The sequence below is a fragment of the Micromonospora sp. CNZ280 genome, from assembly GCF_011759515.1.
Genome location: NZ_JAAOYP010000004.1, coordinates 77,530 through 97,503 on the forward strand (window position 1 = coordinate 77,530; position 19,974 = coordinate 97,503).

At 73.7% G+C, this 19,974-nt stretch carries 22 protein-coding genes and 1 riboswitch; of the genes, 5 read left to right on the top strand and 17 right to left on the bottom strand.

The features are described 5' to 3' along the window. Positions 1–132: 132 nt before the first annotated feature. Positions 133–1,326, bottom strand: a complete 1,194-nt coding sequence (locus tag FHX32_RS27480) for a chorismate-binding protein (RefSeq protein WP_167189503.1) — start codon at positions 1,324–1,326, stop codon at positions 133–135. Positions 1,327–1,449: 123 nt separating this feature from the next. Here FHX32_RS27480 and FHX32_RS27485 point away from each other — a divergent pair, with 123 nt between their 5' ends. Next, positions 1,450–1,650, top strand: coding sequence for a DUF5999 family protein (locus FHX32_RS27485; protein ID WP_167189506.1), 201 nt, complete (start codon positions 1,450–1,452; stop codon positions 1,648–1,650). 124 nt (positions 1,651–1,774) lie between these two features. Here FHX32_RS27485 and gcvP read toward each other — a convergent pair whose 3' ends face one another. Further along, entirely contained in the window at positions 1,775–4,594 is a 2,820-nt protein-coding gene (gene gcvP / locus FHX32_RS27490; RefSeq protein ID WP_167189509.1) for an aminomethyl-transferring glycine dehydrogenase, read from the bottom strand. Positions 4,595–4,667: 73 nt separating this feature from the next. Next, positions 4,668–4,765: riboswitch (glycine riboswitch) on the bottom strand. A 99-nt stretch (positions 4,766–4,864) separates the two neighbouring features. Here gcvP and FHX32_RS27495 point away from each other — a divergent pair. After that, positions 4,865–5,221: a nuclear transport factor 2 family protein gene (locus FHX32_RS27495; protein ID WP_167189512.1), complete on the top strand. Its 357-nt coding sequence runs from the start codon at positions 4,865–4,867 to the stop codon at positions 5,219–5,221. Between the two features lie 115 nt (positions 5,222–5,336). Here FHX32_RS27495 and FHX32_RS27500 read toward each other — a convergent pair whose 3' ends face one another. Further along, a complete protein-coding gene (locus FHX32_RS27500; protein ID WP_167189515.1) occupies positions 5,337–6,206 on the bottom strand; it encodes an NAD-dependent protein deacetylase in 870 nt (289 codons plus the stop codon). 120 nt (positions 6,207–6,326) lie between these two features. Here FHX32_RS27500 and FHX32_RS27505 point away from each other — a divergent pair, with 120 nt between their 5' ends. Together FHX32_RS27505 and FHX32_RS27510 are read left to right on the top strand one after the other, a co-directional pair. Further along, positions 6,327–6,986 carry an SDR family oxidoreductase gene (locus tag FHX32_RS27505; RefSeq protein ID WP_167189518.1) on the top strand — a complete coding sequence of 220 codons (660 nt, stop codon included), beginning with the start codon at positions 6,327–6,329 and terminating at the stop codon, positions 6,984–6,986. 79 nt (positions 6,987–7,065) lie between these two features. Beyond that, on the top strand, positions 7,066–7,776 hold the full coding sequence (locus tag FHX32_RS27510; RefSeq protein ID WP_167189521.1) for an SDR family NAD(P)-dependent oxidoreductase: 711 nt from the start codon (positions 7,066–7,068) through the stop codon (positions 7,774–7,776). Positions 7,777–7,821: 45 nt separating this feature from the next. On the opposite strand, the gene FHX32_RS27515 is transcribed toward FHX32_RS27510, so the two are convergent. The 14 genes from FHX32_RS27515 to FHX32_RS27580 all read right to left on the bottom strand — a co-directional run bounded on the left by FHX32_RS27515 (position 7,822) and on the right by FHX32_RS27580 (position 18,927). Further along, a complete protein-coding gene (locus FHX32_RS27515) occupies positions 7,822–8,508 on the bottom strand; it encodes a cell division protein DivIVA (RefSeq protein WP_167189524.1) in 687 nt (228 codons plus the stop codon). Beyond that, positions 8,505–9,683, bottom strand: coding sequence for a globin domain-containing protein (locus tag FHX32_RS27520; RefSeq protein ID WP_167189527.1), 1,179 nt, complete (start codon positions 9,681–9,683; stop codon positions 8,505–8,507). The genes FHX32_RS27515 and FHX32_RS27520 overlap by 4 nt, the downstream gene beginning before the upstream one ends. Positions 9,684–9,685: 2 nt before the next feature. Next, positions 9,686–10,084 (bottom strand): group I truncated hemoglobin, encoded by a 399-nt coding sequence (locus FHX32_RS27525; protein WP_167189530.1) that lies wholly within the window; start codon positions 10,082–10,084, stop codon positions 9,686–9,688. A gap of 636 nt (positions 10,085–10,720) precedes the next feature. Beyond that, entirely contained in the window at positions 10,721–11,317 is a 597-nt protein-coding gene (locus tag FHX32_RS27530; RefSeq protein WP_167189533.1) for a MerR family transcriptional regulator, read from the bottom strand. Between the two features lie 207 nt (positions 11,318–11,524). Next, positions 11,525–11,989 carry a bifunctional nuclease family protein gene (locus FHX32_RS27535; protein WP_088962140.1) on the bottom strand — a complete coding sequence of 155 codons (465 nt, stop codon included), beginning with the start codon at positions 11,987–11,989 and terminating at the stop codon, positions 11,525–11,527. A gap of 173 nt (positions 11,990–12,162) precedes the next feature. Continuing rightward, positions 12,163–12,864, bottom strand: a complete 702-nt coding sequence (ftsR, locus tag FHX32_RS27540; RefSeq protein WP_208419526.1) for a transcriptional regulator FtsR — start codon at positions 12,862–12,864, stop codon at positions 12,163–12,165. 50 nt (positions 12,865–12,914) lie between these two features. After that, the gene (odhI, locus tag FHX32_RS27545) at positions 12,915–13,367 is read right to left on the bottom strand and encodes an oxoglutarate dehydrogenase inhibitor Odhl (RefSeq protein ID WP_030503922.1); all 453 of its coding nucleotides are present in this window, start codon (positions 13,365–13,367) and stop codon (positions 12,915–12,917) included. A gap of 214 nt (positions 13,368–13,581) precedes the next feature. After that, positions 13,582–13,962, bottom strand: coding sequence for a glycine cleavage system protein GcvH (gene gcvH / locus FHX32_RS27550; RefSeq protein ID WP_167189540.1), 381 nt, complete (start codon positions 13,960–13,962; stop codon positions 13,582–13,584). Positions 13,963–14,018: 56 nt separating this feature from the next. Continuing rightward, positions 14,019–15,032, bottom strand: a complete 1,014-nt coding sequence (locus FHX32_RS27555; RefSeq protein WP_167189543.1) for a DUF881 domain-containing protein — start codon at positions 15,030–15,032, stop codon at positions 14,019–14,021. Positions 15,033–15,043: 11 nt separating this feature from the next. After that, on the bottom strand, positions 15,044–15,376 hold the full coding sequence (locus tag FHX32_RS27560; protein WP_007460356.1) for a small basic family protein: 333 nt from the start codon (positions 15,374–15,376) through the stop codon (positions 15,044–15,046). Then, entirely contained in the window at positions 15,373–16,308 is a 936-nt protein-coding gene (locus FHX32_RS27565; RefSeq protein WP_167189546.1) for a DUF881 domain-containing protein, read from the bottom strand. Before FHX32_RS27565 ends, FHX32_RS27560 begins: the two co-directional genes overlap by 4 nt. Beyond that, positions 16,305–16,943: a cardiolipin synthase ClsA gene (clsA, locus tag FHX32_RS27570; protein ID WP_167189549.1), complete on the bottom strand. Its 639-nt coding sequence runs from the start codon at positions 16,941–16,943 to the stop codon at positions 16,305–16,307. Before clsA ends, FHX32_RS27565 begins: the two co-directional genes overlap by 4 nt. 261 nt (positions 16,944–17,204) lie before the next feature. Beyond that, positions 17,205–18,056: a SpoIIE family protein phosphatase gene (locus tag FHX32_RS27575; protein WP_167189552.1), complete on the bottom strand. Its 852-nt coding sequence runs from the start codon at positions 18,054–18,056 to the stop codon at positions 17,205–17,207. Between the two features lie 124 nt (positions 18,057–18,180). Further along, positions 18,181–18,927, bottom strand: a complete 747-nt coding sequence (locus tag FHX32_RS27580; protein WP_167189555.1) for an SAM-dependent methyltransferase — start codon at positions 18,925–18,927, stop codon at positions 18,181–18,183. 119 nt (positions 18,928–19,046) lie between these two features. Here FHX32_RS27580 and FHX32_RS27585 point away from each other — a divergent pair, with 119 nt between their 5' ends. After that, complete coding sequence (locus tag FHX32_RS27585; RefSeq protein WP_167189558.1) at positions 19,047–19,928, top strand: universal stress protein; 882 nt, start codon at positions 19,047–19,049, stop codon at positions 19,926–19,928. Positions 19,929–19,974: the final 46 nt, after the last annotated feature.

The following is a 19,974-nucleotide window of genomic DNA, read 5'->3' on the forward strand; positions in this document are numbered from 1 at the left end:
GGTGCGGTTGTCCGTTCCCGGGCCGCCAACCTCATGATCGACGCGCCGGGCGACCCGGGGTACGACCGTAGCGGCACCCGCCGACAGTCTCGCCGGATGACGCCGCACAGGGCCGGCGGGGGCGGTCCGGGGTCAGCGGCCAGCGAGGGCGGCGCGTACCGGTGCGGTCTTCGCGGCCGCCTCGGCGACCTCGGCGTCCGGGTCGCTGTCCCAGGTGATGCCGCCGCCGGCCCAGACGTGCATCCGGTCGCCGTCGGCGGCGGCGGTGCGGATGGTCAGCCCCAGGTCGATCCGGCCCGGCGCGACCCAGCCGAGCGCCCCCATGCTGGCGCCCCGGCCGACCGGTTCCAGGGCGGCGATCCGGTCCAGCGCGGCGAGCTTCGGCGCGCCGGTGACCGACCCGCCGGGGCAGACCGCGCGCAGCAGGTCGGCCAGGCCGAGCCCGTCGGCCACCGCCGCGGAGACGGTGGATTCGGCCTGCCACAGGTCGCACCAGCGGCGGACCGCGAACAACTCGTCCACCCGGACGGTGCCGGTGCGGGCGAGCCGGGCCAGGTCGTTGCGTTCCAGGTCGACGATCATCACGTGTTCGGCGCGTTCCTTGGCCGAGGCGAGCAGTTCGACGCGGCCGGTGGCGGTGGCCGGGCGGGTCCCCTTGATCGGGCGGGTGATCAGCCGGCCGTCGGCCAGCTCCACCAGGGTCTCCGGGGAGGCGCAGCCGATCGCCCAGCCGGCGCCGGTGAGGGTGCCGCCGTAGCGGGCGCCGGGCAGCGCGCCGAGGCGGGCCAGCGCCGGCAGCGGGTCACCGGCATACCGGGCGGCCGCGTGGCCGACCACGTTGACCTGGTAGACGTCGCCGCGACCGATGGCCGCGTGGACCGCCCGCACCGCGTCGGCGTGCTGCCGGGGGGTCCAGCTCTCCGCCCAGTCGCCGAGCCACCAGCCGGCCGGCGGCGACGCGGCGGGCGGCGGCGCCGGGGTGTGCCCGTAGACCACCACGGCGACCTCCGGCAGGTCGGCCGGGTTGGCGGCGCCGGCCGCGGCGCCGGCCAGCAGCGCGCCGGCGGCGGCGGAGACGTAGAGTGCGGCCCCGCACGCCCCGGCGGGATCGTGCCGGGCGGCCGGGCGGGCCAGGTCGTGCAGCGGCAGGCCGTGGGCGGCCAGGAACTCCTCGGCGAGGGCGGCCGGGTCGCCGCCGTCGGCGGGCCGCCACTCCCACCGGGCGCGTTCGACCAGCGTACGGCGGCAGCCGGCGGGTGCCGCCGGCACATCGATCAGCCTCTCGCTTGGGAGCGTTTCCACGCCGTCCGGCCCAATCCGCCTCATCCGTTCAGTGGATTTCCCGTCAACCACGCGCACTTGTGCTCGATGCTGGCCACTTTCGCTTGGTACTGTGCGTCACTGGTCATGTGAACCATGACACAGTGCCCCCACAGTCCGGAGAACCCGATGTGCCAGCACCAACCCACCTGCCCCTCCGCCGAGGCGACCGACCGGGAGGCCGCCCGAGTCATCGCCTGCTTCCGTGAGCAGGGCTGGAGCCTGCTCTGCAACGGTGTGATCGTCTTCGAGGACACCGGCGAGCTGCTTCCCGACGGCCGCACCATCGCACCGCACCGCGGGCCCGCCCGCCACGCCCTCGTAGCCTGACCTGTCACTGTCCGTAACGTCATTCTTCGCGTCGGCCCAGGCTAGTCCCCCGGTCGGGACGTCCGCCGGCAGGTCGGCGTACCCGCCGGGGCGGCACCCATGACCGCCCCGGCGCGCCGCGACATCAGCTCTCGAAAGCCTCCGGCGACGGGCATGAGCAGACCAGGTTCCGGTCGCCGTACGCGCCGTCGATCCGCCGTACCGGCGGCCAGTACTTCCCGGCCCGGTCCACCCCGGCCGGGTACGCGCCCACCGACCGCGGGTACGGGTGCTCCCAGGAGTCGCCGCTGACCATCGCCGCGGTGTGCGGCGCGTTCGCCAGCGGGTTGTCGCCGGCCGGCCACTCCCCCGCACCCACCTTGTCGATCTCCGCCCGGATGGCGATCATGGCGTCGCAGAACCGGTCCAGCTCGGCCAGGTCCTCGCTCTCCGTCGGCTCCACCATCAGCGTGCCCGCCACCGGGAACGACATGGTCGGGGCGTGGAAGCCGTAGTCGATCAGCCGCTTGGCGACGTCGTCCACGCTCACCCCGGTCGCCTTCGTCAGCGGCCGCAGGTCCAGGATGCACTCGTGCGCCACCAGGCCCTTGTTGCCGGCGTACAGCACCGGGTAGTGGGCGCGCAGCCGCGCCGCCACGTAGTTCGCCGCGAGCACCGCCACCCCGGTGGCCCGGGTCAGCCCGGCCGCACCCATCATCCGCAGGTACGCCCACGGGATCGGCAGGATCCCCGCCGACCCGTAGCGGGCCGCCGAGATCGCCGGCCGGCCGTCGACGTGCCCGCCCAGCGGGTCGCCCGGCAGGAACGGCGCCAGGTGCGCCCGCACCGCCACCGGACCGACCCCCGGCCCGCCGCCGCCGTGCGGAATGCAGAACGTCTTGTGCAGGTTCAGGTGCGACACGTCCGCCCCGAACCTGCCCGGTTTGGCGAACCCGACCAGCGCGTTGAGGTTCGCCCCGTCGACGTACACCTGGCCGCCGGCCTCGTGCACCTTTGCGCACAGCTGCGCGATGCCGGTCTCGTACACGCCGTGCGTGGACGGGTACGTCACCATGATCGCGGCGAGCGCGTCCCGGTGCTTGTCGATCTTTGCGTCGAGGTCGACCAGGTCGACGTTGCCGTCGGCGTCGCAGCCGACCACCACCACCCGCATGCCGGCCATCACCGCGCTGGCCGCGTTGGTGCCGTGCGCCGACGACGGGATCAGGCACACGTCCCGGTGCCCCTCACTCCGGGAGGCGTGGTACGAGCGGATGGCCAGCAGCCCGGCCAACTCGCCCTGGGAACCGGCGTTGGGCTGCACGCTGACCGCGTCGTAGCCGGTCACCTCGGCCAGCCACGCCTCCAGCTGGGCGATCATCTCCCGGTAGCCGGCGGTCTGCTCGGCGGGCGCGAACGGGTGGATGTGGGCGAACTCGGCCCAGCTCACCGGCTCCATCTCGGTGGTCGCGTTGAGCTTCATCGTGCAGGAGCCGAGCGGGATCATGCCCCGGTCCAGGGCGTAGTCGAAGTCCGACAGCCGCCGCAGGTAGCGCAGCATCGCCGTCTCCGAGTGGTGGCTGCGGAACACCGGGTGGGTGAGGAAGTCCGAGGTGCGGGCCAGCCCGGCCGGCAGCGCGGGGTCGCCGGCGCCGTCGAACGCGGGCACCCCGAACGCCGCCCACACCGCCGCCAGGTGCGCGTCGGTGGTGGTCTCGTCGCAGGCGATGCCCACCCGGTCGGCGTCGACCAGGCGCAGGTTCACCCCCCGCTCGGCCGCGGCGGCGACCACGTCCGCCGCCCGGCCGGGCACCGTCGCGGTGACGGTGTCGAAGAACGCGACGTCCGCGACGCTCACCCCGCCGGCGCGCAGCCCGGCCCCGAGCCGCGCCGCCATCTCGTGGGTACGCCGGGCGATCGCCCGCAGCCCGTCCGGGCCGTGGTAGACGGCGTACATGCCGGCCATCACGGCGAGCAGCACCTGCGCGGTGCAGATGTTGCTGGTCGCCTTCTCCCGCCGGATGTGCTGCTCGCGGGTCTGCAACGCCAGCCGGTAGGCCGGGTTGCCGTCGGCGTCGCGGGACACCCCGACCAGCCGGCCGGGCAGCATCCGCTCCAGCCCCGACCGCACCGCCAGGTAGCCGGCGTGCGGGCCACCGAAGCCCATCGGCACGCCGAACCGCTGGGTGGTGCCGGCGGCGATGTCGACGCCGATCTCCCCCGGCGGGCGCAGCAGGGTCAACGCCAGCAGGTCCGCGGCGACGGTGACCAGCGCCCCGACCGCGTGCGCCGCCTCGACCAGGCCGGCCTGGTCGCGCACCGCCCCGGACGCGCCCGGGTACTGCAGGTGCAGGCCGAAGAACTCGCCCGGCAGCGCCTCGGCGTCCAGGTCGAGCACCCGCACCTCGATGCCGAGCGGCTCGGCCCGGCTGGCGATCACCGCGATGGTCTGCGGCAGGGTGTCGGCGTCGACCACGTACACCGGGCTCCTGCTCTTCGACGCCCGGCGGGCCAGGGTCATCGCCTCGGCCGCGGCGGTGCCCTCGTCGAGCATGGAGGCGTTGGCGGTGGCCAGCCCGGTCAGGTCGGTCACCATGGTCTGGAAGTTCAGCAGCGCCTCCAACCGGCCCTGGCTGATCTCCGGCTGGTACGGCGTGTACGCGGTGTACCAGGCCGGGTCCTCCAGCACGTTGCGGCGGATCACCGCCGGGGTGTGCGTGCCGTGGTAGCCCAGGCCGATCATGGACACGGCGACGGTGTTGCGCGCGGCGAGGGCCCGCAGCTCGGCGATCGCCTGCTGCTCGGTGGCCGGCGCCGGCAGGTCGAGGGTGCCGTGCCAGCGGATCACCTCGGGGATCGCGGCGTCCATCAGCTCGTCGATCGAGCCGTATCCGACCGTTTCCAGCATCCGGCGCTCGTCGTCCGGATCGGGGCCGATGTGGCGGGCGGCGAACTGCTCTGTCATGGGCTGCGCTCCCGGGGGCGAGGTCGACGGGTCGGCCTCCCCCTGAGTCGCGCCCGCGCAGCGCTCCACAGTGCCTGCCCCCGCGGTCCTTTTGCCTGAGAGGTTCCGGGGAGGATATGCCCCTTCGGCGCCGCCCGTGCTGCTGTGGGCGGTCTCTCCCGCGTGGGTGGTACCGGCGAAGGTCAACGCTACCAGCGTCGGTGTTTCGGGCCGATGTCGTACCCCCGTCCCCGATCATGGGGGTAGTCGCGCACACCGCAGGAGGTGCCCATGACCGAGCCGGCGACCAGCCCGGACGACCTGGGGCGATTCTTCGTCGCCCGCGCCAACGCCCGCGACGTCGAGGGTCTCGTCGCCCTCTACGAGCCCGACGGGGTGTTCGCCACCCCGGCCGGGCCCGCCGCCGGCGCCGAGCAGCTCCGGGTCGCGTTCGAGCAGATGCTCGCCGACGGGCCCACCTTCACCCCCGGCCAGCCGCAGCCCACCCTGTACGCCGGGGAGCTGGCGTTGACCTCCACCCGCCTCGACGACGGTTCGGTCACCGCGGAGGTGGCCCGCCGCCAGCCCGACGGCACCTGGCGGTGGGTGCTCGACCAGCCCCGCTTCGTCCCGCCGCCGACCAGCTGACCGACCCGCCGGCCCTGGCGCCCCTCGGGGCCGGGCACACGGCGTCGGTTGATCGGCTGCCGCCGGTCATCCGGCCTGCCGCGCCGCGGCCGGAGTGGCCGGGAAGACCGCGCGCCTACCCGGCGGCCACCGCGGCGACCGTCCCGGCACTGTCGGGGGCGCCGGCGGTCCGGTCGGCCAGCGCGGGCAGCAGCCGGCCCAGCGGCGCGTCCACGGTCAGCGCCGCGTACCCGTCCCCGCGGGTCGGCCCCTGGTTGACGATCGCCACCGGGATGCCCAGCTTCGCGGCGCGCAGCACGAACCGCCGCCCGGACATCACCGTCAACGACGAGCCCAGCACCAGCAGCAGCCGGGCCCGGTGCACCACATCGAAGCAGCGCGCCACCCGCGGCGCCGGCACCGTCTCACCGAAGAACACCACGTCGGGCTTGAGCGTGCCGGTGCCGCAGAACGTGCAGTCCACCACCCGGAACCGAGCCACCTCGGCGTCGGGGAGATCCACGTCACCGTCCGGGTTGACGGCGTCGACCTGGGCGTCGAAGCCCGGGTTCGCCTCCCGCAGCCGCCGGTCCAGCTCCTCCCGCGAGGTGTGGTTGCCGCAGTCCAGGCAGACCACCTCGTCCAGGCGACCGTGCAGCTCCACCACCGGCGCGCTGCCGGCCGCGGTGTGCAGCCCGTCGACGTTCTGGGTGATGACCGCGTCGACCAGGCCGGCGCGCTGCAACCGGGCCACCGCCCGGTGCCCGTCGTTCGGCGCCGCCCGGGCGATGGTCCGCCACCCCAGGTGGCTGCGCGCCCAGTAGCGCCGCCGCGCCTGCGCGTCGCCGGTGAACGTCTGGTACGTCATCGGGGTGTGCCGGCGGGCCGCGCCGCTGGGCCCCCGGTAGTCCGGGATGCCCGACTCGGTGGACAGTCCCGCCCCGCTGAGCACCACGACACCACCGGCGCCCACCAGTTCGGCCAGCGCGTCGATCGTCTCGGTCACCCGTCCATGCTGCCTCACCCACCCGCGCCGCGGCGACCACGCCGCGGGCCACCGGCCCGCCCCCGGGGCCCGCGACCGCCTCCGGCGGCGCACCCGCGGCCGGCCGGCTAGATTGCGGGTATGCGCGTCGTCATCGCCGGAGGACACGGCAAGATCGCCAGGCTGCTGCTGCGGGACCTCGCCGGCCGCGGCGACACCGCCGTCGGCCTGATCCGCAACCCCGACCACGCCGCCGCGCTGACCGCCGCCGGCGCCCACCCGGTCCTCGCCGACCTGGAACACCTCGACGTCGACGCCCTCGCCGGCCACCTCGACGGCGCGGACGCGGTGGTCTTCGCCGCCGGCGCCGGCCCGGGCAGCGGCGCCGCCCGCAAGGACACCGTCGACCGGGCCGCCGCCGTGCTGCTCGCCGACGCCGCGCAGCGCGCCGGCGTCCGCCGCTACCTGCTGGTCTCCTCGATTGGCGTGGAGGGCGAACCGCGCCCCGGCACCGATGAGGTGTTCGCCGCGTACCTGCGGGCGAAGAAGGCCGCCGAGGACGACATCACCGGCCGGGACCTCGACTGGACGGTGCTGCGGCCGGGCCGGCTCACCGACGACCCGCCGACCGGGCGGATCACCCTGGACCGGCGGGTGCCCCGCGGCGCGGTCACCCGCACCGACGTCGCCCGGGTGCTGCTCGCCCTGCTCCACGCCCCGGCCACCGCCGGCCTGATCCTGGAACTCGTCGGCGGGGACACCCCGATCGCCGAGGCGGTCGCCGCCGTCACCGCCCGCTGACGCCGCCACCGGCGGCCCGCCTCCGGCCTGACCCGGGTCCTCGACAGGGCCGACACCCGAGCTGCGAAACTCGGTGATCATGCAGGAGTCACCGAAGGCGGCGCCGGTGGCCGTGGTCACCGGAGCCAACCGGGGCATCGGCCGGGCGGTCGCCGCCCACCTCGCCCGCGACAACTATCACACCGTCCTCGCTGTCCGCGACCCCGATCGGGGCCGGCACGCGGCCCGGGACCTGCCCGGCAGCGTCACCGTGGAGCGCCTCGACGTCGCCGACGCCGACAGCGTCACCCGGTTCGCGCAACGGCTGCGCGACCGGCACGGCCGGGTCGACGTGCTGGTCAACAACGCGGCGATCAACTACGACACCTGGCAGGACCCGCTCGGCGCCGACCTGGCCGTCGTCCGCGACACCCTGGAGGTCAACGCCCTCGGCGCCTGGCGGGTCAGCCAGGCCCTCGTGCCGCTGATGCGCCACCGGCGCCCCGGCCGGCGGATCGTCAACGTCTCCAGCGAGAGCGGCTCCCTGACCGGCATGGGCGCCGCCGCCCCCGGCTACGCCATGTCCAAGGCCGCGCTGAACGCGCTGACCCGGCTGCTCGCCGCGCAACTCGCCGCCGACGGGATCCTGGTCAACTCGGTCTGCCCCGGCTGGGTCGCCACCGACATGGGCGGCCCCGCCGCGCCCCGCACCGCCGCCGAGGGAGCGGCCAGCGTGCTGTGGGCGGTGCGGATCCCCGACGACGGCCCCACCGGCGGGTTCTTCCGCGACGGCGAACCGCTGCCCTGGTGAGGCCACCGGCGGCCGGCCCGCGAACCGCGCGGGCCGGCCGCCGGTTCAACGCTGCTGGTGGCGGGGCAGCGCACCCTGCCCGGCACCGGCGTGCACCGCCGGACCAGCCGGTCCGACCAGCCGGTCCATGGTGCGGGCCAGGTGCTCGCTGCCGTCGTCGAGGTGCCGCGCCGCGGCCTGCATGTGCGAGATCATCATCTCGCCGTAGATCCGCAGCGCCTCCCGGGTGGCCACGCCGTCGTCGAAGCTCGACCCGGCCGCCGAGCGGTAGTCCTGCACCGCCCGCTCGGCCTCCCGCTTCGCCTCCTCCGCCGCCGCCTGCACGTAGCTCTCGTACTGCACCCGGGCGTACTCGGCCACCCGCCGCGCGTAGTCGTGCGCCTGCGCGATGATCTGCTCGGCCTCCCGCTGGGCCGCCGAGAGCAGGTTCACCTCCTTCGCCGCCGGCAGCTTCGCCTCCGCCCCGGCGCTCGGGATCACCCCGTGCCGGTGCAACTCCACCCGGTCGTTGAGCCGCTCGTTCTCCGCCCGCAGGGTGGCGATCTGCGCGGACAGCAGATCCAGCTCGTCGGCCACCTGCATCCGGAACCGGTCCACGTCGGCGTGGTCGTAGCCACGCCGGGCGAACGACGCGGAACCGAACTCCCACCGACGCACCCGGTCGGCCGTCATCCGTACCTGCACACCGCCGGAGACCTGCGCACCGTCATACCGGCTGATCGGAGTCGTCAACGGGAACCTCCGGAACTGTCAGGGGCGGACGCCTGATCCACCGCCGTGCGCCACGCCGGGCCGTACCAGTGCTTGCCCAGCCCTTCGTGGTGCAGCTGACCGGCGTGGTAGCCGGCCCGGGCCAGCGCCGCCGCCGAGTACGACACCATCTCGTCGGAGCCACACACGTACACGTGCCGGGACCGCCAGTCACCGTCGGCCAACGCCCGGTCCACCGCGTGCACGAACTCCCCCGGCCGCTGCAGGTCCGTGCCCACCACGTAGGTCACCGTCAGCCACGGGTTCGACGACGCCAGCTTGTCGATCGCGTCGTTGTCGTAGAACTCGGTGCGCGAGCGGGCCCCCACGTACAGGTCGACCTTGCGCCGGGAGCCTTCCGCCGCCACCTGCTCCACCAGCGCCTTCACCGGCGCCCAGCCGGTGCCGCCGGCCAGCAGCAGCAGGTCCGCCGACCCGGCCGACCACAACGTCAGCCGGTCACCCACCGGCGCGGCCAGGTGGATCTGGTCACCGGTCGCGCACCCGTACACCAGCCGTGACGACACCGCCCCGCCGGGCGCCGCGCGCACGTGCAGCTCCAGGGTGCCGTCCGCGCGCGGCGCGTTCGCCGGCGAGTAGTACCGCCACGACCGCACCGACGGGTGAGACACCCCGATCGACTGCCCCGGCGTGAACGGCAGCAGGTACTGCGGACGCAGGGTCAGCACCGCCACGTCGAACGCCCGCCGCTCGTGCCCGATGATCTCCGCCACCCACCACGGCGGGTTGACCGCCTCGGCGGCCTGCGCGGCCTCGATCATCACCTGCGACACCAGCCCGTACGCGCCGGCCCAGTCCTGGGCCAGGTCTTCGGTCCACTGCTCGCCGAGGAAGTGCTGCAACGTCGCCAGCAGCGCCTCCCCGACCGCCGGGTAGTGCTCCGCGCGCACCGCGAACTTGCGGTGGTCGGCGCCGAGGTCCTGCAGGAACCCGACCAGCCGGTCCACCTGGTCCACGTTGGACACGATGTGCCCCAGCGCGGTGACCAGCCGGTCACGCTGCCCCGCCATGTTCGTCGGGAACATCTGCCGGGTCTCCGGGTGGGCCAGGAACAGCGTGGAATAGAAATAGAGCGGCACCTGGTCGCCGTGCGCGGTGACCAGGGACCAGCTCTGCTTGAGCCGGGCGGCGTCCACGCTCAGGCGCTCGCCGGGTTCCCGCTGGCCACCACCTGGTCCTGCACCTGCCCCAGCACCACCTGCACGTCGGCGATGATGTCGCCCGGCACACCCAGCTCGGCCAGCGTCACGGTCAGGTGCTCACCGACCTTGACGTAGTGCTCCACCGGGATCCGCAACGGCTGGTGCGCCTCGGCCAGGCTCCGCCCGGCGTACTCGTTCGGACCACCCAGCACCACGGTCAGCATCAACGCCAGGTGCCGACGCTGCCCCGGCATGTCCACATCGGTGAAGTAGCCGGCCAGTTCCGGGTCGGCCAGCACCCGGTCGTAGAACAGGTCGACGGCGGCCTTGACCGAGGTGGCGCCACCGATGCGCTCGTAGTGGGAGGCGGGAGCGGTTTCTTCCGTAACCGTCACGGTCGTTCCTTCCGACGTGGAGGGGTCGCGCGGGGCTGGCGCGCAGGGGCAACGGTCGGCCGGCGCGCATCAGCGCCGTCGCAGGCGACACCCGCACCGGGGCGACCGCGTGACGGACCATAGCGCGTCACGTCGCCGCGGTCATCGCCCCCCTATCGGATTCCCGACGCTCTCCACTACCCACAGTGACAATCAGACCGGCATCGACATCCACAGTAGGCAATCACCAGCGCACCCACAGTCATCACTGATGCGACAGCCACCGCCGGCCGAACCCGCCACGGACCGGCACCAACGGCCCCGCGCTCGCCGCTGACCACCGCAGACACCCGACGACCGATCGCCTGACCTGCATCATCCGTCCCGGCAGCCCCACCTCAGCCGCAGAGACGACCACCACACACCAATCGGCCAGCCACCCGCCAGCGCCCCCGGCACCCCGCACACAGCGTCACCACGAAATATGCAACAAGCCTCGGCGCGTCGCGCGCACCGTACGTCACAGAACCGGCGCCCGAGCGCCCGGGAAGCCGCCACCGCACGACCACCAGGACACCCGACCAGCCCGGACCCACCCTGCCGGCCGGACACGGCCACCGGTGGCGCGTCAGCACCACCCCACCACGACCGACCCGGTCAGCCGGCCCGCCTACGCGCCCGCCGCGCCGCCAACTCGTCCCCCACCGAATCCGGCGCCACCGCCGGCGACTCCTGACCCGGCGTGGCCGCCGCCGGCTCCGCCGGCAGATGCGACAACGAACCCTGGATCTCCTTGAACGCCCCACCGATCGCGATGCCGAACACGCCCTGGCCGCCCTGCAACAGGTCGACCACCTCCTCCGGCGACCGGCACTCGTACACCGTCGTCCCATCGGAGATCAACGTGATGCCCGCAAGGTCCGCCACCCCACGCGAGCGCAACGCCTCGATCGCCTTCCGGATGTTCTGCAACGACACCCCGGCGTCCAGCAGCCGCTTCACGACCTTCAAGACCACCAGGTCCCGGAACGAATACAACCGCTGCGTGCCCGAACCCGAGGCGTCCCGCACACTCGGCACCACCAGCCCGGTACGCGCCCAGTAGTCCAACTGGCGGTAGCTGATCCCCACCGCGTGGCAGGCCGTCACCCCCCGGTAGCCCACCGAACCGTCACCGTCCGTCGCCACCCCCGGCGGCGCCGCACCCGGCTCGTCCACTTCCGTACCCGGATCGGGATCTCGCGGCTCGTGCATCCGGACAACCTCCCCGCCAGTGCGGTGACACGTCGTTTCCGGGACGTGCACCCCTCGACACGGCAACCCTATAGCCGCCCCCAGGAGTTACCGCGCAGGAACCGTCGCGACACGCCGCGCAGTCAGGGGAAAGATCACCCACACCGCCGGGACATCACCCACAGTGACCCCGATCGACCTCACCACCAGCCGCCCACCGGCAGCCGGTCAACCCGCGAAATCCTCCGGACGCACCTGCTCCAGGAACTCGCGGAACTTCTCCACCTCGTCCTCCTGCTCGTCCGGGATCACGATCCCCGCCTCACTGAGGACCTGCTCGGCACAACGAATGGGCGCCCCCACCCGCAACGCCAACGCGATGGAATCGCTCGGCCGCGCCGACACCCGCACCCCGTCACCGATCAACAGATCGGCGTAGAAGACGTTCTCCTTCAACTCGGTGATCTCCACCGCCCGCAACGGCGCCTTCAACGCCGCCAACACGTCCCGCAGAAGGTCATGAGTCAACGGCCGGGCCGGCTTGACCCCCTGCTGCTCGTAGGCGATCGCCGTCGCCTCGACCGCGCCGATCCAGATCGGCAAGTAGCGGTCCCCCTCGACCTCCCTGAGCAGGACGATCGGCTGGTTGCTGGGCAGCTCCACCCGAACCCCGACCACGCTCAGCTCGCGCACCGCCGCCTCCGTGTCGTTGTCACCTACGCCGCACCGCGCCCTTCCCTGCACGGTACACGGACCGCGACACGGCCGTCCCACGCGCAATCCGCACCACGCCCGCGCCAGAAAGGGGTTACCCCGGCAAGCCTACGACACGCTTCCCGGGACAGATCTTTCCGCACACCCGCCGGTCACCGGCCCAACGTCGACCGCAACCCCACCCGCACCAACGCCGCGTGCAACTGCTGAGACAACGCCACCAACTCCCGCGCCGTCTCCGCCGCCCGCGCCCGCGCCGCCGGATCACTCTGCCGCGCCAACGGCGCCACCAACTGCGCGAACAGACCGACCTCCCGATCCGCCGCCGTCCGGTAAGCCCGCAGATGCCGCGGCTGGAACCCGTACGCCGCCAGACCCGCCACCGCCCGCGCGATGATCAACGCATCCCCGTCGTACCAACCCGGCGGATCCGACACCACCAACCCGAGCCGCTCCAGCTCCGCCAACGTCGACTCGTCGAGCCCGCTGCGCGCCACCAGATCAGCCCGACCGAGCCGCACCTCCGACGACTCGGCCGGCTCCGCCGACTCCCGCCCCGGCACCTCACCACCAGGACCCACCGCCACCAACGTCGGCCGCGCCCGACCCGGCGCCTCCCCGGTCGCGTCCCACTGCGCCAACTGCTCACGGATCACTCGCAACGGCAGGTACTGGTCCCGCTGCGCGGTCAACACGAACCGCAACCGCGCCACATCGTCCCAGCTGAACTTCCGGTAACCCGACGCCGTACGCTGCGGCTCCACCAGACCCTCGGCCTCGAGAAACCGCAACTTCGAAATCGTGACGTCCGGAAAATCCACCCGCAACTGCGCCAGCACCTCACCGATGCTCATCAACGGTTGCGCGCGCGCCGCACCCGGCGACGTCGAGGCCGCAGGCTCGTTCACCCCCGGCCGGCCTCCCCCTCCGGGCGCGGACCGGCGATGAACACCACCCGGAACTTGCCGATCTGCACCTCGTCACCATTGCTCAACGTGGCCGCCTCGACCCGCTCCCGGTTCACGTACGTGCCGTTCAGGCTGCCCACGTCCCGCACCGTGAACGTGCCACCGTCCCGGTGGAACTCCGCGTGCCGCCGCGACACCGTCACGTCGTCCAGGAAGATGTCACTGTCCGGATGCCGGCCGCTGGTCGTCACATCGTGATCCAGCAGGAACCGGGCACCCGCGTTCGGACCCCGCCGGACCACCAGCAGCGCCATCCCCGGCGGCAACGAACCGGACATCCGGCTCGGCACCACATCGGTGTCCGGCCCCTCCAGCACTTCGTCGAGCGAGCCGAGATTGAGCGTCGAAGTGACGTCGAGTGGGGGGAACTCGTCGTCTGGGCGCGTCATGGGACCACCTCACGGATCTGTTCGGTCGGCGTCGGGTGATGGCGGGTCTGGCCGCCGGGCCAATGAACACCCGGCGGCTGGCTCCCCGTGCCCGGAAAGGCGCTTCCGCGACGCTCAACTATTGGGTTCTCGGTCGACTGGGCGAGCCTAGCCAGCGCCGAAATGCAGGGCAACCGGACGCGCGGACTCGACAGGCGCACCGGCTCGGGCACACTCAGCTCTCGGTGAGCTCGCGATACGCGCCCGCGGACAGCAGCCCGCCGACCGCCGCCGGATCGTCCGGGGTGATCTCCACCAACCAACCCGCACCGTACGGGTCAGTGTTGATCACCTCAGGGGTGTCACCGAGCGCCTCGTTGCGCGCCGCCACCGTACCGCTGACCGGGGCGTAGATCTCCGACACACTCTTGGTCGACTCGATCTCACCCAACGACTCACCAGCAGCCACCGCCGTGCCCGCCTCGGGTAGCTGGACATACACGATGTCACCCAGCGCGTCCTGCGCGAAATGGGTGATGCCGACCCGGACAGTGCCGCCGTCGCCACCGGACACCCACTCGTGCTCAGCGGTGTAACGCAGATCCTCAGGAATCACCAGACGCGTCCCTCATCCATCGGTGCACCGGGCGCACCCGGTGCCGGCCGCGCCGGTCAGGAGACCGGACGGGCGTGTTCCAGCTTGATCGGCGCGTGCAGCGCCGAAACCTCGGCAGCCTCACGATCCTCAACGATCACGTTACCGCCGTCGCCCGCAACCGACGCCACCACCCCACCGGGAATGTTCAACGCCGTACGCATCGTCGCCGGATCACCGATCACCGTGATCGTGTACGGACCCGTCAACCGCCGCCCGTCCACGATCAACGACCCGTTCTCCCCGTCCAGGAAGTACGTCGACGCGACGATCCGCACCGTCGCCCGATCCCCACCGGAAATCTGCATCGCCTCCGCGCCCGCACCCCGCAACTCCTGCACCGCGTCCAGCACCCGCGACGCCGAGATCGGCTTGCCACCCGGAACGAACCGCACCGACAACCCCGGCCCCGTCGCCGGCAACGTCCCCGCCAGGATCCCCAACTCGTCCGCCCGCCGGGTAGCCTCCTCCAACGCCGCCTGGCGCCCCTGCTCACCCGACTGCAACTGCCGCTGGCTCTCCTCCAACGACTCGATGTCCTGCCGCAACCGGTTCGTCCGCGAATCCAGGTCGTACAGGATCCGGACCAGGTCCTCCTGCCGGGTCGCCGCCAACGTCGGATCCGTCGACGTCGTCTTCAACTGCACCACCAGGGTGAACCCCAGCAACGCCAACAGCACCGCGATCATCACCCCGGCCGAGCTGAGCCGCGCCCGCACCGACCGCGCCGGCCCGCCACCCGCCGCCGGCGCCTCCACGGCCCCGCCCGGCCCGCCGGCACCCCCGGCCGGCCCCTCGACCGCCGCGGCGCTCGCCCGACCCAGATCCACCGTCGCCGCCTCACCGGCGGCGTCCGACTCCTCCGCCGGCGGACCGTCCTCCCGCTCCGCAGGCCGCGGCGCCAACGGGCTCAACTCGTCCGGATCCGGCGCGTCCGGCCGCGGATCCGGCTCCCCCGCCGGCCCCGACGGACGCGGCGGACCCGCCGGCTGCGGCCAGCCGGTCCCCGTCTCGGTGTGCTCGTCGCTCATCGCCTGTAAACCTACGCCCGGAACAGGTGCCGGCGGATCGCCGCGACGTTACCGAAGATCCGCACCCCCAGCACGACCACCACACCGGTGGACAGCTGACCACCCACGCCCAACTGGTCACCCAGATACACGATCAGACCCGCCACCAGCACGTTCGAGATGAACGACACCACGAACTGCTTGTCGTCGAAGATCCGGTCGAGCTTCGCCCGCACCCCACCGAACACCGCGTCCAGCGCCGCCACCACCGCGATCGGCAGGTACGGCTGCAACGCCGCGGGCACCGTGGGATCGAGCCACACCCCGAGCACCACCCCGGCGAGCAACGCCAGCACCGCGATCATCGACCACCTCCGGAGGGGCTGGGGGGCGTCCGGGAACCGGACGGCTGGACACCGGTGGCCGACCGCGACGGCGTCGGACTCACCGAAGGCTCCGCGTAGCGTAGCTGCGGCTCCGGCGCCGCCGGCAGGGTGAGGTCGTCGACCTTGCGCACCCCGAACGACAACCCGGTCTTCTCCGCCACCTCACGCATCAACAACGCCGACCGGCTGTCCTCGAACCGGCGCTTCATCGACCCCGGGCCGATCGCCGACACCTCGTACGGCCCGGTCACCGGGCGGAAGTCCACCAGGATCGCCTCGCCGGCCGACCGGATCGTCGACGTCGCCGTCAACCGCTGACCGTTGATCGCGATCGCCTCCGCACCCGCGCTCCACAGGTCGTTCGCCACCGCCTGCAGGTCGCTGTAGAGCACCCGCGGCGGCCCGGCGCCCGCCCCGGTCACCGCGTCCTGCTTCCCCGGCGCGTCCGCCAGCCGCACCACCACGCCGTCGCCGCGCACCCGGCCCATCCCGGTACCCGCCTCCAGGTCCCGCAGCCGGGCGGCCTGCGACCCGCTCAACGCCAGCTCGCGCTGCCGGGCGACCTCCTCGCGCAGCTGGTCGGACCGGGCCGCCAGCCGGTCCGCCTCGGCCTGCCGCTCCTTGATCTGGGCGACCAGCCCGGAGCGGGCCTGGCTGCGCCCCGGCTCGTCGGCCAGCGTCTGCTTGTACGCCACCGCGAACAGGAAACCGAGCAGCACGATGACCACCAGGCTCACCGAGCGGGCCGACCAGCCCCGCCACCCCGAGGGCGGCCCACTGTCGCGCCGGTGCGCCGCCGCGTCCAGGTAGCCGGGATCGAGCGGGTTGCGGAACAGCTCGGTGAGGAAGTCCGGGGCGTACACCCGGTCGGCGCGGCCCTGGCCCTGGCCCTCCCGCGGCGTGCCGGTCACGCGCCCGCTCCCCCGGCCCGCACCGCGGTGACCAGCTGGCGGGCCTGCACCACGTAAAGCGCGCCGGCCACCCAGTAGAGGATCAGACCCCACCAGGCCAGACCCCAGCCGACCGGGCCGGCCACCGCGGCCGCGTCCGACACCGCCGACGCCAGCAGCAGCACCGGGAACGCGGCCAGCAGCAGGAACGTGGCGGTCTTGCCGACGTAGTGCACCGGCGGCGGCCCGTACCCGTAGCGGCGCAGCACCGCCAGCGAGCCGAGCAGCAGCAGCTCCCGCGCCAGCAGCGCGGCGGTGAACTGCCAGGGCACCACCTCGCGCGCGGTGAACCCGAGCAGCGTGGCGAGGATGTAGAGCCGGTCGGCGAGCGGGTCGAGCAGCTCGCCTAGCCGGCTCACCTGGCCCAGCCGGCGGGCGATCCAGCCGTCCACCCAGTCGGTGGTGCCGCCCACGGCCAGCACCACGATCGCCGCCACGTCTGCGCGGGCGACCAGCAGCAGATAGAGGAAGAGCGGCACGCCGAGCAGCCGCACGAAGCTGATCAGGTTGGGCAGGGTGAGAACCCGGTCGCCGGGAGCCGGATCGGCGCCGCCCGAGGCCCCCGGATGCGCTGCCCCAGCCGGCCGACGCGACACCGAACCTCCTCCGCGGCGCGTCGCGGCCGCCCGACCGAGGCCGGGCGCTGCGGGACGCGTGCTGTCGGGCCGGCATCCGCCGGCACCCGCTGCGGTCCCGGGACGGGACCTCCCCTGATTCGGCCCGCGATCGTCGTGATCACGGGCCGGCTGAGTTGCGCTGCCACTATATCGGGCGCTCGCCGCCCGCCCGGGTGCCGCACGGTCCGCCTCGGCGGCGTCGCCGTCGCTTGTGACGGGGCTCACGTCGCGTAGAGCATCCTAGGATGCTGGAATCGGCGGCTCGGCCTGGCCGAAGGCGTCCACCGCCCGCACCCGGCCGGTGAGCGTGTCCAGCTCCAGCAGCACGGTCGCCACGTACCGCCGGCCCCGGTGCTGGTGGAAGACCGTGTCCGAGGCGAGTTCGGCCTGCTCGGTCAGGCTGCCGCCGGAGCGGCGGGCGTTGCGCAGCGCGTTCACGGTCACCGCCGTGAGCAGCGAGGCGGACAGCCCGATGCCGGAACCGTTGAGCACGGCGAGGGTCAGCCGGTCGCCGTCGAGCGACCAGTCGAAGTGGTCGCCGCCCACCGTGTACGCCGGCTCCAACTGGCCGGCGAGCTGGAACGCGTCGTGGCTGACCCCGCGCCCCGGCAGCAGCTCCCACTGCATCTCCGCGGCCATGCTGAGCCGCTCCCGGCGGCGGGCCCGGCGGTAGCGGTCGGCCTCCCGGTCCGCCGCGCGCAGCACCACCGCCAGCTCACCGGCGACGTCACCGACCCGCTCCACGATGGCCGGGCCGGGCGCGGTCGGGAACTCGACCAGCAGCACCCCGAGCCGCTCCCCCCACACCGACAGCGGCAGGTAGAGCCGGCACCGGCCGTCCCCGGCGCCGTCGAGCACCGGCTGCTGACTGCTGAAGCACCGCTGCGCCATACCCTGACAGGACAGGAAACCGGCCTCGGGCACCTCCGGGTCCAGCACCGGCCAGAGGCCGCTGATCCGGTAGTCGGCGAGGAACACGTCCGTCCGCGTCGCGCCCAACGTGGACCGGATGGCCCGGTCGGCGGCCTCGGCCACCTGGTCGGGCGGGGACTCGCGCAGGGCACGCGACAACCCGCCGGGCGCGTCCAACATGGTTCTCCTCCGGCAACACTTGCTGTAGGGCAAGCATCAACCGGGGGCCGCCTGGACCGCGCCGCGCGGGCGGCCCGCCATCGTGATCAACCTGCCTCCGGAGGCCCGCCGGCCCGCCGCGGAATCAGTCCGCCGCGCGGACCGCCACCGCGCCGTGGAAGGCGTCCGGAACGTCGGCCGGCGGGCCGTCGGGGCGCCACCGCACGATCGGCGCGATGCCGTCGGCCGTGGGCCGCCACCGGCCCAGCAGGGGCGCGAACGCCTCGGGCCGGCGCATCCGGAACGCCGGCCCCATCATCGCCAGCGCCTCCGGGTGACCGGCCAGTTCCTCGGTGTCGAAGTCGATCGCGAGCCGGCTGCCCGGGGCGACCGCGCCGTACAGCTCGTCGAGCGTACGGGCGAGCGTCTCGTCGTCGAGGAACGCGGCCAGCCCCAGGAAGACCACGCCGACCGGCCGCCTCCCCCACCCCGGCACGAACCGGTGCAGCTGCGCCGGGTCGACGGTGCCGATGTCGGTGGCGTCGCCGTAGCCGTAGCCGGCCCGATCGCTGCCGGCCAGGATCCGCTGGCCCAGCCGGATGGTGACCGGGTCCACATCGGTGTAGAGCACGGTCGCCTCCGCGGCGACCTCGTGCACGTTGCCCATGGTGGGCACCCCGGCGCCGAAGACCAGGAAGCTGTCCACGCCGTCGGCGACGATCGCCCGCACCGCCCGACCGAGGAAGGCACGCAGCTCGCGGAAGACCGGCGCGCACGGCCCGTACGCCTGCTCGAAGGCGCGCGCCGCGGCCACGTCCACCGGGGAGTGATGCTCCCCGCCGAGCCAGAAATCGATCATCCGTGCGGTGCTCGGCTGGTCGGGTTCAACCATCGACGACGCTCCCTCCCCGGCGGTCGTCGCCAGCGTACCGAGCGGACGTCCTGGGCGGTATCGCCCCGCCGGCACGCCACCGGCCGCGATACTGACCCGGAACCGGTGGGAGGTGGACGGTGAACTCGGCGAACGGCGCGGCCGTGGTGGTCGGCGTGGACGGTTCGCGGCCGGCGCTGCGGGCCGTACGCCTGGCTGCCGCCGAGGCCGACCGGCGCAACCGGCCGCTGCGGGTCGTGCACGGCTTCATCTGGCCGCTGCTGCACGTGCCGCTGCAGCCCCCGGCCGGCGGGCCGCCGGGCAGCGGACTGCGGCAGCAGGCCGAGCGGCTGGTCGCCGAGGCGGTGGCCGAGGCCGAGTCCGCGGTGCCCGGCCTGCGGATCTCCGGCGAGATCGTCGACGGGGAGGCGGCGGCGGTGCTGCTCGGCGAGTCGCCGGCCGCCGCGATGATCGTGCTCGGCGACCGGGGCCTGGGCGGCTTCTCCGCGCTGGTGGTCGGCTCGGTCGCGGTCCAGGTCGCCTCCTACGCCGACTGCCCGGTGCTGGTCGCCCGCGGCACCGACCGGGCCGACGGGCCGGTCGTGGTCGGGGTGGACGGCTCCGAGACGTCCCGGCTCGCCGCGGAGTTCGCGGTCGAGGAGGCGTCGGTACGCGGGGCCGAGGTGCTCGCCGTGCACGCCTACCGGCACCCGGTCTCCACCGGCCCCGGCGACATGCAACCGCTGGTCTACGACGACAGCGAGCTGCGCACCGAGGAGGAGCGGCTGGTCGCCGAGGTGACGGCCGGGCTCGCCGACCGCTGGCCCGACGTGCCGGTCACCCGGCGGACCGTCCGCGGCCGCCCGGCGGCGGTGCTCACCGACGCCTCCCGCCAGGCCCAGCTGGTGGTGGTCGGCCGGCAGGGGCGCGGCGAGTTCACCGGGCTGCTGCTGGGTTCGGTGAGCCAGTCGGTGCTGCACCACGCCGACTGCCCGGTCGCGGTGATCCGCGCGCCGCGCTGAGCCGGGGTTGGCCCGCCCGCAGACGGGTAGACGCAACCCGGTACGC

Excerpts from the sequence above, each read along its gene's own strand:
- FHX32_RS27480 (WP_167189503.1), bottom strand. The coding sequence starts at position 1,326 with ATGAGGCGGATTGGGCCGGACGGCGTGGAAACGCTCCCAAGCGAGAGG.
- FHX32_RS27485 (WP_167189506.1), top strand. The coding sequence starts at position 1,450 with ATGTGCCAGCACCAACCCACCTGCCCCTCCGCCGAGGCGACCGACCGG.
- gcvP (WP_167189509.1), bottom strand. The coding sequence starts at position 4,594 with ATGACAGAGCAGTTCGCCGCCCGCCACATCGGCCCCGATCCGGACGAC.
- FHX32_RS27495 (WP_167189512.1), top strand. The coding sequence starts at position 4,865 with ATGACCGAGCCGGCGACCAGCCCGGACGACCTGGGGCGATTCTTCGTC.
- FHX32_RS27505 (WP_167189518.1), top strand. The coding sequence starts at position 6,327 with ATGCGCGTCGTCATCGCCGGAGGACACGGCAAGATCGCCAGGCTGCTG.
- FHX32_RS27510 (WP_167189521.1), top strand. The coding sequence starts at position 7,066 with ATGCAGGAGTCACCGAAGGCGGCGCCGGTGGCCGTGGTCACCGGAGCC.
- FHX32_RS27530 (WP_167189533.1), bottom strand. The coding sequence starts at position 11,317 with ATGCACGAGCCGCGAGATCCCGATCCGGGTACGGAAGTGGACGAGCCG.
- ftsR (WP_208419526.1), bottom strand. The coding sequence starts at position 12,864 with ATGAGCATCGGTGAGGTGCTGGCGCAGTTGCGGGTGGATTTTCCGGAC.
- odhI (WP_030503922.1), bottom strand. The coding sequence starts at position 13,367 with ATGACGCGCCCAGACGACGAGTTCCCCCCACTCGACGTCACTTCGACG.
- FHX32_RS27555 (WP_167189543.1), bottom strand. The coding sequence starts at position 15,032 with ATGAGCGACGAGCACACCGAGACGGGGACCGGCTGGCCGCAGCCGGCG.
- FHX32_RS27560 (WP_007460356.1), bottom strand. The coding sequence starts at position 15,376 with ATGATCGCGGTGCTGGCGTTGCTCGCCGGGGTGGTGCTCGGGGTGTGG.
- FHX32_RS27575 (WP_167189552.1), bottom strand. The coding sequence starts at position 18,056 with ATGTTGGACGCGCCCGGCGGGTTGTCGCGTGCCCTGCGCGAGTCCCCG.
- FHX32_RS27580 (WP_167189555.1), bottom strand. The coding sequence starts at position 18,927 with ATGGTTGAACCCGACCAGCCGAGCACCGCACGGATGATCGATTTCTGG.